24 protein-coding genes and 1 pseudogene are annotated in these 22606 nt (G+C 39.0%); 16 read left to right on the top strand and 9 right to left on the bottom strand.

Translation table 11 applies throughout. From position 1 onward, the window contains the following. Positions 1–21 precede the first annotated feature (21 nt). From ACE1B6_RS03310 to ACE1B6_RS03300, 3 genes and pseudogenes are all read left to right on the top strand, one after another. A complete protein-coding gene (locus tag ACE1B6_RS03310; RefSeq protein ID WP_413255808.1) occupies positions 22–981 on the top strand; it encodes a lysophospholipid acyltransferase family protein in 960 nt (319 codons plus the stop codon). A 70-nt stretch (positions 982–1051) separates the two neighbouring features. Then, complete coding sequence (locus tag ACE1B6_RS03305) at positions 1052–2455, top strand: amidase (protein WP_413255807.1); 1404 nt, start codon at positions 1052–1054, stop codon at positions 2453–2455. A 1-nt stretch (position 2456) separates the two neighbouring features. Beyond that, positions 2457–2567, top strand: a pseudogene (locus ACE1B6_RS03300) (DUF2887 domain-containing protein); the annotation flags it as partial. A gap of 12 nt (positions 2568–2579) precedes the next feature. Here the strand turns inward: ACE1B6_RS03300 and ACE1B6_RS03295 are convergent. The 4 genes from ACE1B6_RS03295 to ACE1B6_RS03280 form a co-directional block, all read right to left on the bottom strand. Next, the gene (locus tag ACE1B6_RS03295; protein WP_413255806.1) at positions 2580–3614 is read right to left on the bottom strand and encodes a WD40 repeat domain-containing protein; all 1035 of its coding nucleotides are present in this window, start codon (positions 3612–3614) and stop codon (positions 2580–2582) included. 626 nt (positions 3615–4240) lie between these two features. Then, entirely contained in the window at positions 4241–5071 is an 831-nt protein-coding gene (locus tag ACE1B6_RS03290) for a YsnF/AvaK domain-containing protein (protein ID WP_413255805.1), read from the bottom strand. 130 nt (positions 5072–5201) lie between these two features. Then, complete coding sequence (locus ACE1B6_RS03285; protein WP_413255804.1) at positions 5202–6047, bottom strand: DUF2382 domain-containing protein; 846 nt, start codon at positions 6045–6047, stop codon at positions 5202–5204. A 251-nt stretch (positions 6048–6298) separates the two neighbouring features. Further along, positions 6299–7141, bottom strand: a complete 843-nt coding sequence (locus ACE1B6_RS03280) for a DUF2382 domain-containing protein (RefSeq protein ID WP_413255803.1) — start codon at positions 7139–7141, stop codon at positions 6299–6301. A gap of 315 nt (positions 7142–7456) precedes the next feature. On the opposite strand from ACE1B6_RS03280, the gene ACE1B6_RS03275 reads away from it, so the two are divergent. From ACE1B6_RS03275 to ACE1B6_RS03260, 4 genes are all read left to right on the top strand, one after another. Further along, positions 7457–8092 (top strand): bifunctional 4-hydroxy-2-oxoglutarate aldolase/2-dehydro-3-deoxy-phosphogluconate aldolase, encoded by a 636-nt coding sequence (locus ACE1B6_RS03275; RefSeq protein WP_413255802.1) that lies wholly within the window; start codon positions 7457–7459, stop codon positions 8090–8092. 56 nt (positions 8093–8148) lie between these two features. Next, on the top strand, positions 8149–8664 hold the full coding sequence (locus ACE1B6_RS03270; protein ID WP_413255801.1) for a L,D-transpeptidase: 516 nt from the start codon (positions 8149–8151) through the stop codon (positions 8662–8664). A 240-nt stretch (positions 8665–8904) separates the two neighbouring features. Continuing rightward, positions 8905–9414, top strand: coding sequence for a L,D-transpeptidase (locus tag ACE1B6_RS03265; protein WP_413255800.1), 510 nt, complete (start codon positions 8905–8907; stop codon positions 9412–9414). A 207-nt stretch (positions 9415–9621) separates the two neighbouring features. Beyond that, positions 9622–10107 (top strand): L,D-transpeptidase, encoded by a 486-nt coding sequence (locus tag ACE1B6_RS03260; RefSeq protein WP_413255799.1) that lies wholly within the window; start codon positions 9622–9624, stop codon positions 10105–10107. A 46-nt stretch (positions 10108–10153) separates the two neighbouring features. Here the strand turns inward: ACE1B6_RS03260 and ACE1B6_RS03255 are convergent, their stop codons facing one another. Then, positions 10154–11749: an Hsp70 family protein gene (locus ACE1B6_RS03255; RefSeq protein ID WP_413255798.1), complete on the bottom strand. Its 1596-nt coding sequence runs from the start codon at positions 11747–11749 to the stop codon at positions 10154–10156. A gap of 324 nt (positions 11750–12073) precedes the next feature. Between ACE1B6_RS03255 and ACE1B6_RS03250 the strand changes: the two genes are divergently transcribed. Together ACE1B6_RS03250 and ACE1B6_RS03245 are read left to right on the top strand one after the other, a co-directional pair. Beyond that, positions 12074–12292 carry a hypothetical protein gene (locus tag ACE1B6_RS03250; protein ID WP_413255797.1) on the top strand — a complete coding sequence of 73 codons (219 nt, stop codon included), beginning with the start codon at positions 12074–12076 and terminating at the stop codon, positions 12290–12292. Positions 12293–12361: 69 nt separating this feature from the next. Further along, the gene (locus ACE1B6_RS03245; RefSeq protein ID WP_413255796.1) at positions 12362–12523 is read left to right on the top strand and encodes a YqaE/Pmp3 family membrane protein; all 162 of its coding nucleotides are present in this window, start codon (positions 12362–12364) and stop codon (positions 12521–12523) included. Positions 12524–12695: 172 nt separating this feature from the next. Here the strand turns inward: ACE1B6_RS03245 and ACE1B6_RS03240 are convergent, their stop codons facing one another. Both ACE1B6_RS03240 and ACE1B6_RS03235 read right to left on the bottom strand, forming a co-directional pair. After that, positions 12696–13568: a WecB/TagA/CpsF family glycosyltransferase gene (locus ACE1B6_RS03240; RefSeq protein WP_413255795.1), complete on the bottom strand. Its 873-nt coding sequence runs from the start codon at positions 13566–13568 to the stop codon at positions 12696–12698. A gap of 2 nt (positions 13569–13570) precedes the next feature. After that, on the bottom strand, positions 13571–14776 hold the full coding sequence (locus tag ACE1B6_RS03235; protein ID WP_413255794.1) for a prenyltransferase/squalene oxidase repeat-containing protein: 1206 nt from the start codon (positions 14774–14776) through the stop codon (positions 13571–13573). Between the two features lie 844 nt (positions 14777–15620). Between ACE1B6_RS03235 and ACE1B6_RS03230 the strand changes: the two genes are divergently transcribed. From ACE1B6_RS03230 to ACE1B6_RS03210, 5 genes are all read left to right on the top strand, one after another. Next, complete coding sequence (locus tag ACE1B6_RS03230) at positions 15621–16370, top strand: energy-coupling factor ABC transporter permease (protein WP_413255793.1); 750 nt, start codon at positions 15621–15623, stop codon at positions 16368–16370. A gap of 7 nt (positions 16371–16377) precedes the next feature. Then, positions 16378–16749 (top strand): PDGLE domain-containing protein, encoded by a 372-nt coding sequence (locus ACE1B6_RS03225; protein ID WP_413255792.1) that lies wholly within the window; start codon positions 16378–16380, stop codon positions 16747–16749. Positions 16750–16840: 91 nt separating this feature from the next. After that, positions 16841–17620: a cobalt ECF transporter T component CbiQ gene (cbiQ, locus tag ACE1B6_RS03220; RefSeq protein WP_413255791.1), complete on the top strand. Its 780-nt coding sequence runs from the start codon at positions 16841–16843 to the stop codon at positions 17618–17620. A 39-nt stretch (positions 17621–17659) separates the two neighbouring features. Continuing rightward, positions 17660–18469, top strand: a complete 810-nt coding sequence (locus tag ACE1B6_RS03215; protein ID WP_413255790.1) for an energy-coupling factor ABC transporter ATP-binding protein — start codon at positions 17660–17662, stop codon at positions 18467–18469. Between the two features lie 399 nt (positions 18470–18868). Beyond that, entirely contained in the window at positions 18869–19303 is a 435-nt protein-coding gene (locus tag ACE1B6_RS03210) for a ferritin-like domain-containing protein (RefSeq protein ID WP_413255789.1), read from the top strand. Between the two features lie 128 nt (positions 19304–19431). Here ACE1B6_RS03210 and ACE1B6_RS03205 read toward each other — a convergent pair whose 3' ends face one another. Both ACE1B6_RS03205 and petG read right to left on the bottom strand, forming a co-directional pair. Beyond that, positions 19432–19620 carry a CsbD family protein gene (locus tag ACE1B6_RS03205; RefSeq protein WP_413255788.1) on the bottom strand — a complete coding sequence of 63 codons (189 nt, stop codon included), beginning with the start codon at positions 19618–19620 and terminating at the stop codon, positions 19432–19434. A gap of 236 nt (positions 19621–19856) precedes the next feature. Beyond that, a complete protein-coding gene (gene petG / locus ACE1B6_RS03200) occupies positions 19857–19970 on the bottom strand; it encodes a cytochrome b6-f complex subunit V (protein ID WP_413255787.1) in 114 nt (37 codons plus the stop codon). Between the two features lie 244 nt (positions 19971–20214). Between petG and ACE1B6_RS03195 the strand changes: the two genes are divergently transcribed. Further along, complete coding sequence (locus tag ACE1B6_RS03195) at positions 20215–20589, top strand: c-type cytochrome (protein WP_413255786.1); 375 nt, start codon at positions 20215–20217, stop codon at positions 20587–20589. A gap of 189 nt (positions 20590–20778) precedes the next feature. After that, on the top strand, positions 20779–22602 hold the full coding sequence (treZ, locus tag ACE1B6_RS03190; protein WP_413255785.1) for a malto-oligosyltrehalose trehalohydrolase: 1824 nt from the start codon (positions 20779–20781) through the stop codon (positions 22600–22602). Positions 22603–22606 lie beyond the last annotated feature (4 nt).

Genomic DNA, 22606 nt, shown 5'->3' with positions numbered 1-22606 from the left:
TTAATCAGGCAATAAACTAGCATGAATAGTAGCTTAGATGAGGGTTTAATTACGACAGAAAATGACGATCGGGAAAATTTTCTCCCACCACTGACAGAGGGGATTATTCACCGGGCTAAAGAAGGTTTAATGGCGGCGCGAGATCCTGAAGCTAGGGAAAGTGCAAGGGAATCTTTGGCAAATGCGGAGGCGATATATACGCCTGGTAATTCCCACAAACAAGTAAATGGCGAGTTGCGACGTTTACTAATCAGAACTATTATCCATTCTTTGTTTCGGGTAAAAGTGGAATACCGGGAAAGAATTCCCCAAGTTCCGGCAATTTTAGCATCGAATCATCTCAGCCATTTCGATCCTTTTCTGATTCTTGCGGAAGTTCCAGCAAATCCTTTTTATTACATTTTAGGTGATGCTAGAACTCTTTATAATAAATGGTGGAAACGAGGGTTTTTGAGTTTTAATGGTGGCACTATTCCCTTAGATCGTTTGTGGAAAGAAGAGTTAGCTGTTATTGAAGGGGCGCGGAAAGATAGAGAGGATTTAGTAGATTTAGCAAGTGCGATCGATCGAGATGTTCCTGATGGTAAATCTTTCCAAAAACTGAGAAGATTAGATCGAATTAGTCAAGGTATTTTATCTCATGGAAATGGGATGTTGATTTTTCCTGAAGGCAAATTGGGAACTGCGGAATCTAAGTTAATGCCTTTAAAAAAAGGTGTGGCAATTTATGCTTTGCGGGCGGGAGTGCCGATCGTTCCTGTGGCAATTATTGGCAGTAAAGATTTATATTTCAGAAAGTCAATAACTCTCAGGTTTGGTGAACCTTTACTTTTTCCTCAATCTCATCGACCAAAATCATCACAAGTGCAAGCAGTTTTAAATGCTTTGCAAGCAGCTTTAATTGATTTATTGCCGCAAAATTATCAGGAACCAAAGGGAATCAAATTATGGCGTAATTTCTTGAATCACGCATTATGTTAATCAAGGTTTGTAGTAGGTGCTTTAGCACTATTCACACTGAAATATTCGCAACTAACCTAAAGGTTTAATCATGAATCCAATTGATTTAGCATTTACTCCGGCTTTAGAACAAGCGCAACTAATTAAAAAAGGGGAAATTTCGCCTTTAGAATTAGTTGAAATTTATTTGTCACGGATCGAAAGTTTAAACCCACAATTAGGGAGTTATTTTACTGTCACAGCAGAGTCAGCGATAGCAGATGCGAAGGCGAAAACTGAACAATTAGCAGTAAGTAAGTCAGATTTGCCGCCTTTTTTTGCTGTGCCAATTTCGATTAAAGATTTGACTTCGGTTGCGGGTGTTCGCTGTACTTTTGGTTCGCCAGTTTTAATGAATCAAATTGCTACTTATGATGATGGGGTTGTGAGTAAAATTAAAGCAGCTGGTTTTACAATTTTGGGAAAAACTGCTGCTTCGGAATTGGGTTCTTTACCTTATACAGAACCGCTAGGTTTTCCGCCTGCGAGAAATCCTTGGAATGTGGAATATACGCCTGGGGGATCGAGTGGTGGTGCAGCGGCTTCGGTGGCAGCGGGGTTATGTGCTCTTGCCCAAGGTTCGGATGGTGGTGGTTCAATTAGGGGCCCAGCTTTTTGTTGCGGTGTGGTGGGAATTAAACCTTCGAGAGGTCGGATTTCTTATGCGCCTGTGGGCGATCGATTAAGTGGAATTGCTGTTAGTGGTCCGATCGCCCATACTGTAGCAGATGCCGCAGCATTACTTGATGTTATGTCCGGTTATATTACCGGAGATCCCTATTGGTTACAAGATCCAAATCCCTCATTTTTGGCAGCAACTAAGCAAAATCCTGGTTCTTTGAAAATCGCTTTTTCTAATACCCTTTTACCCTTGGGCGAAGCCGATCCAATTTGCCAAAAACCAGTATTAGAAACTGTACAACTTTTAACAGAAATGGGTCACAAAGTTACGGAAGCTTGTCCAGATTTTAATGGTTTAGTCGAACCGTTTCGATTAGTTTGGCAATCAGGTGTAGTAGCTGCGGGAATCCCTTCAGCTGCCTTAGATAAAGTGAATAAATGGTTAGCTGAAAATAGTTGCACTACAGGACAATATTTACAAGCTGTGGCGCAAATGCAAATAATTGCAAGGCGTATTGTGGCCTTTTTTGATAATTTTGATGTTTTGGTATTACCTGTGTTTATGCACCCCACAATTCGGGTTGGTGAATGGGCAGAATTGTCTCCCGAAGAAACCTTGGCAAAAGTGATTAATTGGGTAGCACCTTGTCCGCCTTTTAATGCTAGCGGACAACCATCGATCGCTATTCCAATGGGTTTTAATTCAGCCACAGGTTTACCTTTAGGAGTACAATTAGTAGGTCGTCCAGCAGCGGAAGCAACTTTAATTTCTTTAGCCGCCCAAATTGAAGCTGCTAAACCCTGGATGCAACATCGTCCAAGTTTAGCAACTTAAGATTTATCCCTCGCGAACGATCGAGCAAAGTCAAACTCGCCCATATCAAGATTTATTGAATGGCGATCACGTTCATCGAATATATCTTAATGAATTGGGCGAAATGGCTCATAAATTCACAAATCTAACGTACACGCCACATTCTAATTGTGCTGTCGTCATCATCACTCAACATAGCTGGTTTTTCAGAACTGGTAAAATAAAAGGAATTGTTATCTTTATTGTTAATAATTCGCAGCAATTTACCAGTACTTAATTGCCAAAATCTCACAGTATTATCATCACTACTACTAACTAAAGTTTGGTTATCAGGAGTGATTGCTAGAGATACAATTGCTCCTTGATGACCAGTCAAATTATATATTGGTGTGGTTCGGGGTTTGCCATCTTTTCCTAATTGCCAAATTTTAATTGTTTGATCGGAACCGCTACTAGCTAAAGTTTGACCATTAGAACTAATTGCTAGTGCATCTATCCAATTAGAATGACCTTTAAGTGTAGTGAGTAATTTACCTGTTTTAAGTTGCCAGATTTTAATTGTTTGGTCAGAACTCCCACTGGCAAAGGTTTGACCATCAGGACTCATAACTAAGGAAGCTACCCAATTACAATGTGCTTTGATATTGCGAAGTATTTTGCCATTGCTGGTTTGCCAAATTTTAATAGTATGATCGAAACTCCCGCTGATTATATTTTCTCCATCTGGACTCATGGTAAGTGCCATTACTGAGCTAGAATGTCCGGTAAGATTCCGCAGTAATTTGCCATCTTTTAGGTTCCAAATTTTAATGCTATTATCATTACTGCCGCTGACTAATGTTTGTCCATCGGAACTAATTTTTAATGCTAAAACTGCGCCTAAATGACCTGTGAGAGTTCGCAGTAAGCTGCCGTTTTCTAAACACCAAATTTTAATCGTGCGATCGTTACTACCACTGACTAAAATCTTACCCCCAGGACTAATAGCAAGCGATCGCACAGGCTCTAAATGACCTTGCAGAATCCGAAGTAATTTACCACTTACTAAATGCCAAACTCTAATATCCTGAGAGTTGCCAGTAATTAACGTTTGTCCGTCAGGAGTAATGCTCAGAACACGGACATAATCAGTGTGATTAACGCGAGTGTTTACAAGTGGAGGACGGGGAGGGGTAAACATTAATTTTCAGTTATCTCCTTTTTTATAATTAACGAAGTATTTTACTTATTTTCATTGGGGAAATCTTATACTTAAAAGCCAATTTTGGTAAGTATTTTTACTAAAAAAACCACTTTTGGAGGTGTTTTGGCGAGAAAATCCAGATAGATACAACTAATTTCTAGTATGTTTCTTTCTGTCTATGTCTGACAAGGTACTTTTAACTACAGCTGATTCTGCCTGTCAAATATCGCTTTTTGCAACCAACCTAGCTCTGCTAACTTTATTATTCCCAACTACATCAACTAATATTGAATCATTTTTTACTAAAAGTTGCACCAGTATTACGGAAACTTGTCTGAGTCTAAGGGGAAGTAGCAGATAATTATTATTACTCAGCAATTATTTAGATACACATACGCTTTTGCCTTCCTTCCTGAAGGGAATTTTACTTCTTTGCGTATTTTGACAGGAGAAATTGTGAAAATCAACCCCTATCCTACTTATCCTATCATGATTAAGCCAGTTGTACTAGTAATTCTGCTGTCTTCCCAAGTAAAAATGGGGCATTTAACTTAATTTATACTCAAAGTTTTTGCCCCATTAATATTATTTGTTCAGTTTGTCGCCTTGAGGCTGAGAAAAGTTTATGTACCAGAGCAGCGATCGAACCACTCCTGATAAGTCCTAAGATTTTCGGGATTATCCAGTACAATTTCTACTCGCACTAGTTTACAATCATGATGCTTTTGTTTATCGATCGCATCTAATAAAAGGCTGGCAGTTTTTGGTGAAGTAAATTCTCCTTTGACAGTGTTATTGCTGTTAGTTTGCTGAAAAGCAATTTCCCTAGTTCCCGTAGCATCATCTGGTTGTTGACTTAAATCAACTTCGGCGATCACTTTGGACTCTGGACTAACTTGTTCTACAATCAATTTTTCATATTTAACTGGCACTTCTACCATGCGAGTTTCAATTTCTTTACGGACAATTACTTCGCCTACTTTGCGTTTTTCGTGATTAACAACTAATCTTTCTTCTAGCAGACGAATCACTTCTTGTTCTAAAACCTCTGTAGTAATTGAATCGGAAGATTCGGGATTATTCACATAACCATCAGACAAATTTGATTGAGTATCTTCTTGGCTAATTTTTGCAGATTGAGGAGATGCCAGCATGGAAGGAATTTCTGATTGCTCAATATTTGCCAAAATCGATTTATTTGGGTAATCAACTTGCTGAATTTGATTACTTCTCAGGGAAAAAGTATGAGCTTTTGGTAAATTTCCTGGCGATATTAGTAAGTTAATTTGACGAGTGTTACTCAAGTAAACATCATTAACTGTGCCAATTTCTGTTCCTTGATTATCCAACACGCGAAAGTTTTTTAGTTTTTGTCTTAAATTATCTAACAAGATTTTAACTCGTAAATTGTGTTTGCTCATTTCTGTCTTTTTGGCAGCAGCTTGATTGTCCATTGTTTCCCCCATTTGATAACTTGATTACAGGCTATTTAAAAGTATAGGCAGAGCTTTATTTTGCCCCGCCTGAGTAGTGTTTAAACGCTCATTTGAATTATTATTTCAACAACTTATTCGTCAAAGTTGCTTAAATGCGATCGGAGTTATCGATAATGGGATTACCATCAGTATCGATATCTAATCTTTCCCGACGGACTGTTTCTTGTCGCTCTACTGTGTCGCGATCGACTACTTTCTTGACATTAACTTCTTCGCGCACGAAAGCTTCTTTATGAATGTCAGGAGTTTCTTCGTAAACTTCGATGCGTGCTACTTCTCCTTCGCGGAAGTTAACGTCACCTGGAGTGACACTTCTTCCTGCATCTACTGGTGTATTTCGTTCAATGATTACTCGTTCTTTTTCCACGGGAACTGAAACTTGTGCTCTTTCAGTTTCCACGTGCTTACCAATAGCTACTTCACCTGCTTTGCGGCGACTCTTGTTAGCAATTAAGCGTTCTTCGTAGAGTCTAAATGTTTGGTGATCGCGATCGTTCATGCCAAAGAAACTCGGTTCTTGTTCGTAGTCGTAAGTATTGCGATCGAAGTTTTGATAACCTGTACCTACATTAGTATTGTAAGAATCGCGATACACTCTTCTTACTCTTTCTTCGTAATCAAAATCTGTGATGGTATTTTCGTTAAATTCTGGTAGATCTTCTGCTTGTTTCCGAGTCATATTCATGGCGTATACCCGATCGGCATTATAATCGATTCGGGAAAGACCAACTGGTAATAAAACTTTCTTACCAAAAATCCAAAAGCCTAAATCAACTACTAAATAACGAAAACGTCCTTCTTCATCAACTAAAACATTGCTGACAGAACCAATTTTTTCTTCAGATTCGGTATATACTCCAAAATTTTTCACGTCGTCGCCTTCAAAACTTTGGGTATAATTAGGTTCAAAATCTTCAAGTTTCATCAATGCCATATTTTTAATCTCCTTTATTCCATTGTGTTTTAACACTCTATAAACCTAATAAATTTCTTGCTTTATTTACCTCTTCCTAGAGATGGAACTGATTAGTTTTTTCGCTCAATCTATGAGAATATCCACCACATTTTGCCTAATTAGTGATAGCACAGCTTACGCTTGTACATTGCCAAACTGGAAATGTTAGCGTAAGCTGCATTTGTTGTTCTAGCACCGCCGTCTGCGGTAAAGCTCTGCACAGCAAAATTTTATTGTTTGCGCCGAGTTTTTTCTTCTTTCAAGTTACCTTGATTCTTCACATCCAATTCTTCACGACGCAGGGTTTCTTCTGCACTTACACTTTCGCGATCGACTTCTTTTCTCACACTAACTTCTTCGCGAACAAACGCTTCCTTGCGAATTTCTGGCACTTCTTCGTAAACTTCCATCCGTGCCATTTCGCCTTCACCAAAGTTGGCGTTAGTTGCAGTTCCCGCATTTGTAGGAGTAGATCTTTCGACGATCACTCGTTCTTTTTCCACTGGTACAGAAACTTTAGCGGTTTGATTTTCAACGTGCTTACCAATTGCTACTTCGCCTACTTTGTGGCGCATTTTGTTAGCAACTAATCGTTCTTCGTACAATCTCAACTTTTGATGATCGGTGTCGTTGATACCATACAAATTTGGCTGTTGTTCATAGTCGTAGGTATGGCGCTGATTAGTCGCAACTTTTGGTTCTGGAGTAGCTTGAGGATGATAAACTCCTCTGACTCGATCTTCGTAATCGTAATCGACTTTCTCAAGCTCATCAAATTCGGGTAATTGTTCTACTTGTTCTTTCGTTAATCCAACTGCATAAATGCGTTCTGCATTAGCATCAATGCGAGAGCGACCAACAGGTAACAATACTTTTTTACCGAATACCCAAAAGCCTGTATCTACAACAAAGTACCGGAAGCGACCGCTCTGATCGTCAACTAGAACATCTTTGATTGTACCAATCTTGTCGTCGCTGCCATCAGCATAAACGTCCAATCCCTTGACATCTTCACCGTCAAATAGTTCGTCACGGTAATTGGGATAAAAATTTTCGATCTTAGCTAAGGCCATAATTTACTTCCTCGACTTGTCTACAGGAGAATGTTAGAAAAAAAGTGCTTTCGATACCTCTTTCTAGCGAATTATTCCCTTTGTTTAGAACTCTGTCATCAGAGGTAAAGAGTTACTTAGAATTCATTTAATCAGCAAATAAATCTTTATTTTATTTTCGGTTATAAAATGCTAAGATAAAAGTTTTAAGTGAATAATTAGAAAATAAATAAAATTAATTTCTTCCCATAACTACTGATAAAAAAGTATGGAATTGAGGAAAACAATCAGCAAATATTAGCATACAAAAAATTTTCCCAAAGTAAATGAATGGAAATGTCTAGTCAAACGTGGTTAAAAATGCTACGGCAGCAAAGAGCGATCGCCGTAATTCGCGCCCAAAGTTGGGAACAAGGTTGCGAAATGGCGAAAGCGGTAGCAGCGGGAGGAATGAAATTAATTGAGATTACTTGGAATAGCGATCGCCCAGAAAAAATTATTAGCTATTTGCGCCAAGAATTAGCAGATTGTCAAATCGGTAGTGGCACTTTGTTAAATTTAGAACAGCTAGAAAGAGCGATCGACTCTGGCGCAGAATTTCTCTTTACTCCTCACACAGATTTAACTTTAATTCAAACCGCAGTTAAAGCCAATATTCCGATCGTCCCAGGCGCACTTTCGCCCACCGAAATTGTCACAGCTTGGCAAGCTGGAGCTACTTGTATAAAAGTATTTCCGATTCAATCTGTAGGGGGAGCAAACTATATTCGCAGTTTACAAGGGCCATTAGGAAATATTCCCTTAATTCCCACTGGAGGAGTCACCTTAAAAAATGCCCGAGAATTTTTACTTGCGGGTGCGATCGCTGTCGGACTAGCTGGAGATTTGTTTCCACAAAATTTAATTAAAAAATCAGATTGGCAAGCAATTAGTAGAAATGCCCAAAACTTAATGCAGCAAATTCAAGATTGACCCAATGAATTAATTTGATTAACATGAAGTCAAACCCTCAACCCATAGAGGTAAAAATGATGAATAAAACTGATTCTTCTATCTGGATACGCTATTCTGGAGCATTATTAGTAAGTGCATTAATTAGTTTCACTGGACTACCTGCTTGGTCAAATACCGAAACAATCACTGCACAATCCGATCGAATAGCTAACAAAATCTTAGAATTGCAAGAAACAGAACAACGCTGGATTCAAATCGACCTTTCCAACCAAAGATTAGTCGCTTGGGAAGGAACAAAACCAGTTTACGCTGTCATCGTTTCCACCGGAAAAAGTGCTACTCCCACCGTTTTAGGAACCTTCGCCATCCAAACAAAACACCGCACCGCCAGAATGACTGGCCCAGGTTATGATGTGCCCAATGTACCTCACACGATGTACTTTCACAGAGGCTACGCCATCCACGGTGCTTACTGGCACAACCGTTTCGGCACTCCAGTCAGCCACGGTTGCATTAACGTCGCACCAAATCACGCTGCATGGTTATTTAAATGGGCAACTGTGGGAACGCCAGTAGTTGTGCATGACTAGGGATTGGGGACTAGGGATTGCGGTATCAATTCTCTAAAGTAGCCAGTAGGGTGCGAAGCGTAATAACGTAACGCACCAATTAAACTCCAAAATCACCCCGACAAAGTTTTAAATTTTCCCTTAAATTTGTAAAAAAAAGATAATATTTGCAGAAACTTACCCACCAAAAACTGTAGTTATTCCTCAATACTGGGAAACCTAAATGTAGAGGTTTACTTGTGTGAAATGAGGTAGCAAATCATGAATAACAAAATAAGTACCTTAAGTCGTTGCTTAATCGGTACAACCTTGACTTTGACAACATTATTTTCTTGGTCAACATCAGCTACATTAGCCCAAAGTATGCGAAACCGAGAAAACATTATCGCGGAAAGAATTGCCACCTTGCAACAGTCAGAAAAACGCTGGATTGAAGTCGATCTTTCCGAACAAAAACTGACTGCTTGGGAAGGCTCAAATAAACTTTATACTTTAACTGTTTCCACTGGTAAATCTGCAACTCCCACAATTACAGGAACTTTTACCGTCCAATCTAAGCACGTATCTGGGAGAATGCGAGGGCCAGGTTACAATGTTCCTTCTGTTCCTTATATTATGTATTTTTCTGGTGGCTATGCAATTCATGGAGCTTATTGGCACAACCGTTTTGGTACGCCAGTTAGTCATGGTTGCGTAAATCTGCGAGTTTCAGAAGCAGAGAAAGTTTTTCAATGGGCTTCTGTGGGAACGCCAGTGATTGTACATCGTTAAGAGAAACTTAGGTAAGTTTGTTTTAGATTTGTAATTAAATTTTAAATCTGGCTCAAAAATCTTTACATACTTAACAGTAACCAAGCCAAAGGAAGTTGCACAAATAACTCCTTTGGCTTGGTAATTTATGAGGTTTTCATTTCTTAATTTTTAATTGCTTTTCTAACTTTATCAGAGTAATCTAGATGCCAAGGAGGATGTGAATTTATGGAAACAATCATTCGCTCAGCTTGGTTACGTCGTTCAGGTGTTTTTTGGGTAGGTTTAGCGTTAATTATTAGTAGTTTATTTGCTTGGTCTGTACCTTCTTCGGCTGCACCAAGGTCAACAAGAACTAGGTCAGGTCGTTGGATTGAAGTTAATCTATCTAGCCAACGTTTATATGCTTGGCAAAATGGCAGAAGGATTTATTCAATTCGCATTTCTAGCGGTAAGCGTCGTACTCCTACTCGTGTCGGTACTTATGCAATTCAAAGAAAGTATCGATATAAAACTATGCGGGGACGGGGATATGTAGCTCCTAATGTTCCTTATACTATGTTCTATTCTGGAGGTTATGCAATTCATGGAGCTTATTGGCATAATCGTTTTGGCACTCCAGTTAGTCATGGCTGTATTAATTTACCAGTAAGTCAAGCCCGCAAATTATATAATTGGGCGGGATCAGGAACTAGAGTGGTAATTCGCCGTTAGAAAAATACATTGTTGCGCTTAAGCGCAACAATGTATTTTTGAACGATTAACTAAGTTGAACTACTGGCTGATTTTCTAAGAGAATTTGTTTGGTGAATAAGTCTTCCACTGTAATTCTCAAAAAGCGTTCAGCGTCAACTTGAAAAAGTAGTTTAATTCGATCGCTTCCCGGATATCCCGGTGGTGTTAATTGGGCGATCGTGCGGGCACCTTGGCGATCGTTTAAAGGTTTGACTTGGGTTTCTCCGCTAGCGAGATTTCGGGTGACTAAGCGATCGCCATCAAAGTAAACTTCAGTAGCACCTGTTTGTGTCCCTAATTCGCCGATAATTAACTCAATGCTGGGTTGATTTTCCACGGAAGCGCCCAACAATAATTCTACAGGTTCGCTCATTGGATAAGGTTGCCCTTCTTTAATTAAAGAATGCCAATTATGACGATTCAGTTTGCGATCCCAATAACGAATCCCGTAGCTGTGATAAAGAAAGTCTTTTAACTCGATACCTTGGGTAAGTTGTAAGGCACCTTGGGCGATCGCTTCAAAAGGCTTTTCACAACGAATCTTTGTTACATCAAAATATTGCTGTACCCACGTTTGCACCGCCGGAATTTGCACAGTTCCACCGACTAACAAGACTGCATCAATATCAGCAATTTCGATCCCTTGTCGCCTTGCTTGTTGCAAAACCTGGGTCATGGAATCATCCAATTTGTCAAAAAATTGCTGTTCTTTAAGGATGGTTTCAAAAGTATCTCGATCTAAGGCTAATTCGTAACTTTCAAAGGTTTCATCATCAAAATAAACCTCACTCGCCTGTTTTTGCAAAGAAAGTTCGATTTTCAACTTTTCGGCTAACCGAGTTGTTAATGGTGTCGCTTCGATTCCCTGAGTTTTGGCGAAGTAATCAACCAACCAATTATCAATATCTGTACCGCCTAAATTTTGTCCAGCTTTAGCGAGAACACGGGCGGTTTTGACCTTTTGACCGGAACTTTCTGCTAGGGATTTTTGCCCCCATTTCAAAATAAAACCTATGGGTTTTTTAGCAGCGATACTATCCAAACGTACCAAGGAAAGATCCAGGGTTCCTCCACCAAAATCAACAACTAAAATAATTTGTTGATCTTGCATTCCGTAACCTAAAGCAGCTGCGGTTGGTTCGTCCAACATTCGCACTTGTTCTACTGGCAAAGTTTTACATACTTCACCTAACCAATTACGATAAGCTTCAAAGCTATCTACGGGAACAGTTAATATTAAAGATTGTCCGACATCGGGGGAAGTTTCTTGTAACTTTTCAATTATATTAGTGAGAAACCATTGTCCGACTTTTTCAAAAGTAACAATTTGCCCATCTAATTCGGGGAGAAAACCTTGAATATCTGCACCTATTCCCCGTTTAAAACTGCGGAAAAAGCGAGGGTCGGTTTTGATATCCAAACCCCGATCGCGCACCGCCTGTCCAACTACAACATTACCAGCATAAGCATCTTCAACATAAAGCAAACTGGGAATTAAGGGCGGATTTTGTGCCAAGGTGACAGAAATTTCCGGTAAATTCCAGGTTTCTGCTTGCTGGGTTACAGGGTTCCAGCGAGTAATTACAGTATTGCTAGTACCAAAATCAATTGCGATCGCCATTCAGCAAAATTCAATCAATGAATTAGGTTTAAATCATACTATTGTATTTAGCCGCCCCAACACAAACGCAATAATTACTGAGATCTTGCACCTGCTAACTAAAGGCTAATTTTCCCAGTCGCACAAGCTATGTCCAAAGGCAGATTATTTGTTTCTGGACAGTAAAGGTTATTTTAATCACAGTTTTTAATGTATATATTTGGAATTATGTCAAGTAATTAAAACACTTCTTAATATTGGAGTGAATCGGGGATAGGCATCGGATTGTGAAAAGTAAGCATTCCTGTACCAGCAGGAGATATTTGCAGAAAAGGCGGATAAGTCATGAATAAAGAGCAAAAATCAGAGACGGCGAGGTTTTTAGGTCGCTTAAAGAGTGGAATTTGGTTTATTGGGATTTCTTCTTGGTTGTTTGGGATTAGCGATCGCACAATAGCCACCCTAGCAGACGGCTATCTCTCCGCAATGGATATCAGTCAATTATTTACAGCCTCCTTCTTGTTCGTCAGTTGGTTATTCTTGAAGCCAAAGTCTAGACTGTGAAACCCCTCATTTAGAAGTTGCATCGCTATGATTGAGATAGAAGTTTAAGTAAAAACCAAGGTAGTTTTTATGGATGTCGTCCGAATTATAGTTGCGATTTTTCTACCACCTTTAGGAGTATTCTTACAAGTTGGTTTTGGGGGACAGTTTTGGCTAAATATCCTATTAACATTGTTAGGATATGTTCCCGGATTAGTTCATGCGATTTGGATTATTGCTAAAAGAAGATAGAGTGAACCTGTTTCAAAAGTAACTCAGGTTTTCTGATGGTGAGAAAGTCGCCAGAGAGAAATCAACAGGGTGCGATCGCCATGACCAAAAAAAACGCGACGTACTTAACCAAGAAAAAGGGAAAGGGAGAAACAAAAAAGTAAACTTTTCCTTTCCCTTAAACCAGAAAAAATTATTCAACTGCTAACTTAGCTCGTCGAAAGCTAACATTACTGTAAGCAATACTATTACCCAAGAAAGCTTTAGCGAACAACTCAGCTAGCAAACAGTAAATAAACCGAGAATTCGTAATTAAGTAACGTTTCCACAATCTTCGGGGTTCTTGAAACAGACGGTAAAACCATTCCAATCCCAGTTCTTGCATAAACTTTGGTGCGCGTTTCTTTTGCCCAGCAATTACTTCAAAACTGCCACCTACACCAAGTCCTAAATTTACACCCAAATCAGACCAATATTGCTCCAAGAAAAATTCCTGTCTTGGTACGCCCATTCCTACCAAGAGAATATTAGCACCACTTTCGCGAATTTCTTTCACTCTTTCAGGTGCTTCATCTGGGGAAAAATATCCATCAGCAACACCGGATATTTTTAACTTGGGATATTTAGCTTGCAGACGTGCAGCGACAGTTTCAATTACTGCTTTTTTTGCACCTAACAAGTAAATGCTAAAATTCTCTTGTTCTGATTGTTTTGCCAAAGCATCAATCAAATCAATCCCTGTAACTCGTTCTGGCAATGGGCGAGACAGCCACCGAGAAGCCCAAACGATCGGTTTACCATCTGCAACAACTAAAGCAGCTTTATTAATAAATTTTTGTAGCCGCCGATCTGAAGCCATCATCATTAAAATGGCTACATTTACTGTACAGATATATCCTCTACAACCTGACTTAATCCATTGTGTTGCCCAGTCAACAGTCTCGTCAATAGTTACATGATCGAAATAACCATTAAGAATTGGTAATCTGTTAGTAACAGGAACTTTCAGCTTGTCTTCTTGGGCTATATAATTCAACCAACTGTTGAGAATTTCGACTCTATTCATAATTACCTCGATAGCATCATTAACGCATCAACAAAGAACTTTGCCGCCCAGTTTGGATAAGAAAGACGGGTGTATTTTCCCCAAATTGGTTGAGAACCTTTAATTCCACCAAAAATGTTTAAATCAGAGGTGCGGATATCTTGGTAAGACATTACATATCGCAAGCTATCTGCGGCTGCCCAATAATAAACTTGATCGGCTGTGCGTTGAAAAAGTTTGCACCAAATAATTGCCATTTGGCAATTACCAGTTAAGCAACTGTAGTTCCCTTGTGGATTACCTCGCAGATCGATTTGACCGGGAATAAATCCATCGGAACGTACATATTTCAGCATGGTTTCCGCAGCTAAAATAGCAGCATTAAGATATTTGTCTTCATCGAGCAAAATACTCGATTCAAAAAGACCGCGAATTGTGTAAGCAATGGTATGAGTAAATGGGGCAACTCCTTCTGTAAATGCACATTGTTGGAATAATCCATTGTGTTGCTGAGTTAATGCCCAATCGAGGTTAGCTTTGGCAATTTTTTCATATTCTTTTTTGGGGTTGATGCTGTTTAATTGCAGCAATGCCCAAGCGGTGCGGGTGTTGTAAACGTGAGGGATATTGTTGTGGGTATTGCGAGTCCATTTTCCGTCTGAGTCAGCAATTTTAACTAACCAGTTTCCGGCTTTTTCAGCTGCTTGGAAGAATAGGGGATTTTGAGTTTCTTGGAATGCTCTAACTAACCCAAATAGTACTTGACCTGTGTCAAAGACAATTCCTGTGGAAGCGTAGCGGGGATTGGAAATTGAGCCGTCGTTGTTTTGGATTTGGCATAGCCATTTGGCGATCGCTATAGCCCTTTCTCTCGCATCATTATCATTTAATTGCTGTGCCAAATTAAAAAATGTAACGGCAATATAACCGGATGTTTCTCGATAGGAAGGTCGCCATCCTCCTTTTAGGGAATATCCCCAACTCACCCCGTCATCTGGTGTGACATCGTGAGATCGTTTGAGCCAACTAATGGCGGCTTGTAAATGTTCTTGTAGGTTGTTTACTCCTTGGGAACGGGTTAACAGATCTTTGGTTGCTCTGCTAGCAAAACATTTGAGTAAGGTCAGTCTTTCCCCATCTGTAAATTTAGAAATATTTGCGGCAGAATTTGGTAATTCTGTGACAATTTTGCTGGGGTGATTTTCCGATTTTTTCGGTAATACTGGCATGGTTCTATATCTGGAGTTTGGTTAAAATTGGGAGACACAACTTATTTTTTTGCTATTTTCCTGAAATGAGATATCAGGTTTAACTTAAAGCAAACCCCTGAGCAAAAAACAGAAATATTCTTTCTGTTCACAAATTTGTGATATTTTTGTGAATTTTTTACTGGCTGGATTGCCGCCAATAGCTGATTGAAAAAAAATCTATATTTTTCAAGATTACTTTCTAAGTAAATCTCTACTTTTAGATAAAATTAAATTAATTTACTACAGTAAAATATGCAAGTTGTAAACATCTCTCTTCACACAATCTTTAAATAAAAGTATAATTACTGAAAAAAATATAAAGTTTAAATGAAGAAAATCTACGAGTCCGTATAATTAACTAGCGATTAGTAAATTTGCAAAATAATTCATCAACCCTAAGCAGCAAAATAGCAAGGAGATCGGTTATTAAATGTTAGGAATGATGCTAATAAGCTGTTACGCATTTAAAAGTCATATTGTAGGGTGCGTCAGATTTAGATATTTTCCTTTCTACATAGGCTTTAACGTCTGACGCACCCTACTCGTTAATAAGTGATTTAAATGCGTAACAGCTTACTGCTCAAAAATCTGATTAAATATCGAACTACTAGTGGTGTAGAAGGAGTGAAAAATCAATCATAAAGAAATAATAAAGAACAGTTGCTCGAAGGTCACAGCAAAAGCGGTCATGTTATATAAATAACAATTTTGCTACCAGTAAGAAAATTTCTATACCCCCCTAGAGGATTGAAATTTTTCTAAAAAATAGTTCTTATAAGAAAGTTACACCTTAAAATTAGGGTGCTCAAAGAAAATATCGATTATGGATTCATTTTTTCTCTTCAATGTATCATTTTCAACTTGGTTGCATTGGCTAATCCAACCACAGCTAGCCTTACACATACCTGATGGGTTTTTAAGTTTACCTGTTAGTTTGGTGACTTGGATTTTGGCGATCGCTCTAATTGCCTTGTCCTTAAATCGAGTCCAAGCAGAATACCAAGAAAAAGCCGTCCCATTAATGGGAGTTTGTGCCGCCTTTATTTTTGCGGCCCAAATGATTAATTTTCCGATTCCGGGAGGCACTTCGGGACACTTATTAGGGGGCACACTTGCAGGGGTTTTGTTAGGCCCTTGGGCAGGCTCTTTAGTAATGGTAGTAGTGTTTATTGTGCAAGCCGCAATCTTTCAAGATGGAGGATTGACGGTATTAGGCGCTAACATTACTAATATGGGCTTAATTGGCACTTTTGGCGGTTATTATGTATACCGCACAATACGTTATGCGATCGGTCGAGATAGCTGGAAAGGAGTCGCTATTGGTACAGTGGTTGCTAGTTGGTTAAGTGTATTTATCGCTGCAATTTTAACCGCATTTCAATTAGCTTTATCTGGAACTGTACCATTAGGAATTGCTTTAACTGCAATGGCTTCTTGGCATATCTTGATTGGCATTGGAGAAGCAATAATCACATTAGCAGCAGTCAGTTTTATTTGGCGAACTAGACCAGATTTGATTTACCATCCACCTCGGAAATTTAGCACTTCTCGTTCTTTAACACATCGTTCATAAATGCCCTATGACTAGTAACAATTCGCCAGGACGTAACCGCGCTTTAATCATTGCGGGATTAGGTATAGCTCTGTTAGTTGGTGTTTTCCTTTCTCCTTTCGCTAGTTCCGATCCCGATGGCTTGGATCGAGTTGCTCAAGACTTAAAATTTGAAGATAGAGCAATTGAAGATGCACCAGCTAGAAGATTACCATTTTATGGAATTTTCGATGAATATGCTCTACGAGGTGTACCGGAAGGAATTGCTACTCCGCTAGCAGGTTTAATCGGTACTTTAGCAACTTTTGGTTTGGCATGGGGCATTGGTAAATTAGTAATTCGTCGTTCTAATTCATCTGATAGGATCGGCAATTCAGATTCTTCAGGAAATTCTCTTTAAGCCAATGGGTAGATTTGGGATTTGGGATTTTTTGCCAAGATTAAATATTCAATGCGTTAAAATCCCCAAATCCGAAATCTTTAATCAACTAATGCTACTACACATCAACGCCTTTCACTTAGATATTGATAGCAAACAAGCTAGTTTTTGGCATTCTTTAGCCCCAAAAACTCGCGTTCTTTGTACTCTTCTCTTGGTGTTTGCTATTGCTTTAACTCCGAATGGTAGATGGTGGACTTGGGGAATTTATGCTATAGCTGTCCTTGCTTTAGTGTTACTAAGTAAGGTAACTTTGCCAGTGCTATTTAAACGGATTGCTGTGGAGTTTGCTTTTGTTGCAGTGATTCTTTTTGGGACTTTGTTTCGCAGCGGTGGGGAAGTTGTTTGGTCTTGGGGAATTATTAAAATTACCTCAGAGGGTTTAACTGTATTGGGTAGCGTCACCATTAAAGCTTTGCTATCTTTATTAATGTTAAATCTGTTAACCTTAACTACTTCGGTTCCAGCTTTATTAAATGGGTTAATTGCTTTAAAAATGCCGCCGCTATTAGTAGCAATTTTGGCTTCGATGTATCGCTATATTAGCGTGTTAATTGGAGAATTTAACGCGATGCGTCGGGCAGCTGCTTCGCGAAATTTGACGGGAAATAGCGGTTGGCAACGTCAAGTAATTGGCAATATGATCGGTGCTTTATTTATTCGCACTTATGAAAGGGGCGATCGCGTTTATCAAGCAATGTTAGCAAGAGGATATCAAGGAGTACCGCCTGTTTCGGAGTTACCTGCTGGAGGCAAACGCGATATATTCGCTTTAAATTTAACGTTAATTTTGGCGTTATTAGGACAAGCAATTTATTTAGTTTTAAACTAATTAAATCTATCATTTAGCTTCACATTTACAATTATCCAAATGCACCACAATCCCATTTTCATTGAAAACCTCAGCTACAGTTATCCCGATGGCACACAAGCACTTAGGAACATTAATTTAACAATTAAAGCTAATGAAAGAGTAGCTTTAATTGGTGCTAATGGTTCGGGGAAATCTACCTTACAATTACACTTAAATGGGATTATTCTGCCCCAAGAAGGACAGATAAAAATTGGGGAATGGGTAGTTAATACAGAAAACTTACGAGAAGTACGAAATTTCGTCGGGTTGGTGTTTCAAAATCCCGATAATCAATTATTTATGCCAACTGTTTGGGAAGATGTAACTTTTGGGCCAATGAATCAGGGTTTACGCGATCGCGAATTAACCGAAAGAGTCCTCAAAGCAATGGCAGCAGTTAGCATCGATCCAGAATATTATGGCAAGCGAAATACTGATAATTTATCGGGTGGGGAAAAGAAAAGAATTGCGATTGCTGGAGTCCTAGCAATGAACCCCCAAGTGTTAGTTTTAGATGAACCTTCCGCCCAATTAGATCCCCGTTCTCGCCGCCAGTTAATTACTTTATTACAAAGTTTATCGATCACCCAATTAATTGCAACTCATGACTTAGATTTGGCTTTGGAAATTTGCGATCGCACCATAGTATTAAGTGAAGGCGAAGTAGTTTTTGATGGCAAAACTGAGCAAGTAATGAGTAATTCTGACTTCTTAATTCAACATTCTTTAGAAGCGCCTCTCTGCTACAGTCGCCCTTACTGTTTACTTGCAGATGCGCCGAAAAATATCGCCCCAACCTTGCAAGAACTTGCTCCTCATCAACATTAATTCTCAACTAGCTGGCGAATAGATCGACAAATGATGTTAACTAAGGATAAATTTATTTCCTCAGCTGCATAGAACATTAGGCACCGAAAAACCAGTATGATAGAACTGAGCAAAGCTCGATCGGCTGCTACGCCTCCTCAATTAGTTAAAACAATAGAACAAAATTGCCAAAAAATCACTAGTAATGGTTAACTAGTGAAAGAAGGCAGAAAGCAGAGGGCAGAAGACAGAAGGGAAGAAGGCTTTTATATCAGCTTTTTACTTATTTTCAACTGCTTAATCGTTTCTGCCATTCTGTACTAGTAATGAGTAATAGATAAAGGGAAATCAAAATCCCATTCCTAATTTATCGCTATTACTTATTATTAACTGAAAACTAGTAAATGAAAGTTACGAATAATGAGAGAACTAGACCAAGAAAAGACGATCGGCATTCTCAACACAATCATGGAATTTGAGTTAGCAGGCGTAGTGCGCTATACTCACTACTCTTTGATGGTAACAGGGCCAAATCGGATTCCGATCGTACAATTTTTCAAAGCCCAAGCCAATGAATCTTTACTTCACTCCCAACAAGTAGGAGAAATTCTCACTGGCTTAGAAGGTCATCCTACCCTAAGAATTGCCCCAATTGAAGAAACTTACAAACATACAGTAAAAGACATTTTGGAGGAAAGCTTAAATCACGAAAAAAAAGCCTTAAGCTTGTATAAGTCACTTCTAGAAACAGTAGAAGATGCCAGCATTTATCTGGAAGAATTCGCCCGCACCATGATTGGTCAAGAAGAATTACATAATTTGGAAATCAAGAAAATGCTGCGGGATTTTATCTAATATTTATGAGTCATTGGTTATTGGTTATTAATGGCAATCGACGAATGACAAAACACAGAAAAATCTGTTAGTTCTTAATAGATACCCGACTTCTTGAAGAAGTCGGGTATCTAGCTTACTAAAGTATACTAAGCTCTGTCGATAACTCTTTTTGCCCGATCTTTTAAATCTTCTTTAGCGTGCATTGCCGCAGCTTCTCTTTGCTTAGCTCTACCTTCTACTTTATCTTGCGGATCGCCTGTTACTTCGCTCATTGCTTCTTGAACTTTGCCCTCAACATTTTTGGCAACTGCATTCAAACGATCTTCAACACTCATACTAACCTCCAAAAAAATATCTAATCTTTATATCAGCTATTATGGATAATTAAGAAGTAAAAAAGGCTCTTTCGAGAGTGATATTTAAAACATAATTAAAAACCTAGCGATCGCTAGATGTTGCAATAAAGTATTTGTGTTAACAGAGAAAAGTTAATAGGGTGCATCAGAAAAGCGAAAATCTCTGTTAATTTACAGATTTTCTCTCTGACACACCCTCCGATCGCGGTTAAATCTTACAGTCCCAACTGATTACCACGCTTGTACTGTAAGTAAGCAGCAACAAACAACCCAGCGAGGGTTACTAGCACTAAGCCCAGCACAATTCCTGAAAGTAGGGGTTCTACCACGTCAGATCTCCTTGAATGTTAACGTTTATTACCTGTATTTCATTATCCTACTAGTGAGCGTGACCACCAATAGTAACCAAGTGTAAAGCAAAAATTAGCTACCGCTTGGTAAGATAAAGCTGAATTACTTAAGGGAAGCCAACTCTAGCCCGTTGCGTTAGCTTGCCGTAATTGTCTAGAAATCTTAAGCTATGTATATGATTAAAAACATTGTTAGTAAATTCTTACTTTGCTAGGCAACCATGTGAATAAGCAACTGATTAAACCAGAAGCCGTGATTGGACAACTCACCTTATTGGTTCTCGCACTAGTGCTGGCGATCTTCTTGGGTATGGTGATTTTTCATCAGTGGCAAATGTCCGATCCTTATATTAAGAGTGTTATGTCCCTGACAGGCGATCCAGTTAGGGGTCATGCGATCTTTCAAATGAACTGTGCTGGATGTCATGGTTTACAAGCAGATGGTCGAGTTGGCCCCAGCTTGCAAGGTATCTCCAAGCATAAATCTGAAATAAGCATAATTCAGCAAGTGATCGGTGGCAAAACTCCACCAATGCCACAATTTCAACCAGGAACACAAGAAATGGCAGATCTCCTCAGTTATTTGGAAAAGCTGTAAACCTGTCAAGAAAAAGTACTATTTGCCCTCTTGCACTAGTTAGTGTTTGAGGGCTAATTTTTTAGATTTAATTCAGCTTCAGTCAAGTAAAATTGTCAAATATTAACATAAAAATCAACTCTCAGACAGATTCCCAGAATTTGAGATAATTGTATTTTAAGGAGAACGAATGAGAGTCAAAAGTAGCTAATGGTCAAAGTAGGCGCGAATTACTTAGGAAATGCCCGTTGTCAATTCACAGTTTGGGCACCTTTGCTCAAAGAAGTAGCAGTAAAAGTAGTTTCACCTCATGAACAATTGCTACCAATGCAGCAATTGGAATACGGTTTTTGGCAAGTTACCGGAGAAAATATTGAACCAGGTACTCGTTATGTTTATCAATTAGAAGGAACTAAAGAATTTCCCGATCCAGCTTCTTATTTGCAACCAGAAGGTGTACATAAAGCTTCAGAAGTATTCGATCATAGTACGTTTAATTGGAGCGATCGCGAATGGACAGGCATTCGTTTAGAAGACTACATAATTTATGAATTACACATTGGCACTTTTACACCAGAAGGAACCTTTGAAGCAGTTATTCCCCGACTTACTCGGTTAAAAGAGTTAGGAATTAATGCCATTGAAATTATGCCAGTATCACAATTTCCCGGCGAAAGAAACTGGGGTTACGATGGCGTTTATCCCTACGCAGTACAAGACAGTTATGGTGGGCCAAATGGCTTAAAAAAACTAATTAATGCCTGTCATCTGGAAGGAATTGCCGTAATTTTAGACGTAGTTTACAATCACTTAGGACCAGAGGGAAACTATTTAGGACAATTTGGGCCTTACTTTACGAAAAAGTATTTTGGCGCTTGGGGAGATGCACCGAATTTAGATTTTGCTTATTGCGATGGGGTGCGAGAATATTTCCTCGAAAATGCCTTATATTGGTTAGATACTTTTCATGTAGATGCCCTGAGATTAGATGCAATTCAGGGCATTTACGATTTTAGCGCCAAGCACTTTTTAGAAGAGTTAGCAGAAAGAGTCAAAGCACTTTCTGAGCAGAAAAAAAGGAAGTTTTATCTAACTGCTGAAAGTGACTTAAATGATGTGAGAATTATTCAGCCTAGAGAAATTGGCGGATATGGAATTGATGCTCAATGGTGCGATGATTTCCATCATGCACTGCATACTTTAATTACTGGCGAACAACAAAGATATTACCAAGATTATGGCAAGTGTAAAGATTTAGAAAAATCCTTGCGCGAAGGTTTTGTTTATTCTGGGCAATATTCACCAGATAGAAAGCGTCGTCATGGTAATTCTTCGGCGGAAGAACCTGCTTGTAAATTTGTAGTTTGTGCTCAAAATCACGACCAAACGGGAAATCGAATTTTGGGCGATCGAATGACTAAATTAACTTCATTTGAAGGGTTAAAGTTAACCGCAGGAACGTTAATTCTTTCACCTTTTATTCCCTTGCTGTTTATGGGTGAGGAATATGGGGAAGAAGCACCATTTTTCTATTTTATTAGTCACTCAGACCATGATTTAATTGAAGCAGTGAGAAAATCTAAAAAAGATGAGTTCTTGGAAGCTGGACATGAGAAAGATTTCCAAGATCCGCAAGATCCGGGAACGTTTAATAAGTGTGTTTTAAATTGGGAACAACAATATCAAGATAAACACAAAGTTCTCTGGGAATTTTATCAAGAGTTGATTTTCTTGCGCCGGATCAATGAAGCTTTGAAAGTTCTGGATAAAAAGAAATTAGAAGTTTCTAGTCGGGAAGAAGAGAAACTTTTATTTATGCGGCGTTACAGTGATGAGAATCAGGTGTTTTATGTGATGAATTTTAGCGATCGCACTCTCACCTTCGATATTGAAACACCCAGAGGAAGTTGGCAAAAACTACTCGATTCAGCAGACAGTAAATGGATGGGGCCGGGTGCTACAATGCCCGATAAATTAATCCCTGGCGAACTACTCACAATTCCCGCCAAAAGTTTTGTCCTGTACCAAGCATAAACCC

Origin of the sequence: Floridaenema fluviatile BLCC-F154, from assembly GCF_041929135.1 — a bacterium.
Lineage (GTDB): Bacteria > Cyanobacteriota > Cyanobacteriia > Cyanobacteriales > Aerosakkonemataceae > Floridanema > Floridanema fluviatile.
Note: the sequence above shows the minus strand (reverse complement) of the source record. Positions and strands in the feature narration are given on the sequence as shown.

Coding starts and splice junctions, on each gene's coding strand:
- ACE1B6_RS03255 (WP_413255798.1), bottom strand. CDS start 11,749: ATGGCGATCGCAATTGATTTTGGTACTAGCAATACTGTAATTACTCGC.
- ACE1B6_RS03290 (WP_413255805.1), bottom strand. CDS start 5,071: ATGGACAATCAAGCTGCTGCCAAAAAGACAGAAATGAGCAAACACAAT.
- ACE1B6_RS03250 (WP_413255797.1), top strand. CDS start 12,074: ATGAATAAAGAGCAAAAATCAGAGACGGCGAGGTTTTTAGGTCGCTTA.
- ACE1B6_RS03205 (WP_413255788.1), bottom strand. CDS start 19,620: ATGAGTGTTGAAGATCGTTTGAATGCAGTTGCCAAAAATGTTGAGGGC.
- treZ (WP_413255785.1), top strand. CDS start 20,779: ATGGTCAAAGTAGGCGCGAATTACTTAGGAAATGCCCGTTGTCAATTC.
- ACE1B6_RS03280 (WP_413255803.1), bottom strand. CDS start 7,141: ATGGCCTTAGCTAAGATCGAAAATTTTTATCCCAATTACCGTGACGAA.
- cbiQ (WP_413255791.1), top strand. CDS start 16,841: ATGCTACTACACATCAACGCCTTTCACTTAGATATTGATAGCAAACAA.
- ACE1B6_RS03275 (WP_413255802.1), top strand. CDS start 7,457: ATGTCTAGTCAAACGTGGTTAAAAATGCTACGGCAGCAAAGAGCGATC.
- ACE1B6_RS03260 (WP_413255799.1), top strand. CDS start 9,622: ATGGAAACAATCATTCGCTCAGCTTGGTTACGTCGTTCAGGTGTTTTT.
- ACE1B6_RS03295 (WP_413255806.1), bottom strand. CDS start 3,614: ATGTTTACCCCTCCCCGTCCTCCACTTGTAAACACTCGCGTTAATCAC.
- ACE1B6_RS03240 (WP_413255795.1), bottom strand. CDS start 13,568: ATGAATAGAGTCGAAATTCTCAACAGTTGGTTGAATTATATAGCCCAA.
- ACE1B6_RS03245 (WP_413255796.1), top strand. CDS start 12,362: ATGGATGTCGTCCGAATTATAGTTGCGATTTTTCTACCACCTTTAGGA.
- ACE1B6_RS03265 (WP_413255800.1), top strand. CDS start 8,905: ATGAATAACAAAATAAGTACCTTAAGTCGTTGCTTAATCGGTACAACC.
- ACE1B6_RS03225 (WP_413255792.1), top strand. CDS start 16,378: ATGACTAGTAACAATTCGCCAGGACGTAACCGCGCTTTAATCATTGCG.
- ACE1B6_RS03310 (WP_413255808.1), top strand. CDS start 22: ATGAATAGTAGCTTAGATGAGGGTTTAATTACGACAGAAAATGACGAT.
- ACE1B6_RS03235 (WP_413255794.1), bottom strand. CDS start 14,776: ATGCCAGTATTACCGAAAAAATCGGAAAATCACCCCAGCAAAATTGTC.
- ACE1B6_RS03270 (WP_413255801.1), top strand. CDS start 8,149: ATGATGAATAAAACTGATTCTTCTATCTGGATACGCTATTCTGGAGCA.
- ACE1B6_RS03230 (WP_413255793.1), top strand. CDS start 15,621: ATGGATTCATTTTTTCTCTTCAATGTATCATTTTCAACTTGGTTGCAT.
- ACE1B6_RS03305 (WP_413255807.1), top strand. CDS start 1,052: ATGAATCCAATTGATTTAGCATTTACTCCGGCTTTAGAACAAGCGCAA.
- ACE1B6_RS03285 (WP_413255804.1), bottom strand. CDS start 6,047: ATGGCATTGATGAAACTTGAAGATTTTGAACCTAATTATACCCAAAGT.
- ACE1B6_RS03215 (WP_413255790.1), top strand. CDS start 17,660: ATGCACCACAATCCCATTTTCATTGAAAACCTCAGCTACAGTTATCCC.
- ACE1B6_RS03210 (WP_413255789.1), top strand. CDS start 18,869: ATGAGAGAACTAGACCAAGAAAAGACGATCGGCATTCTCAACACAATC.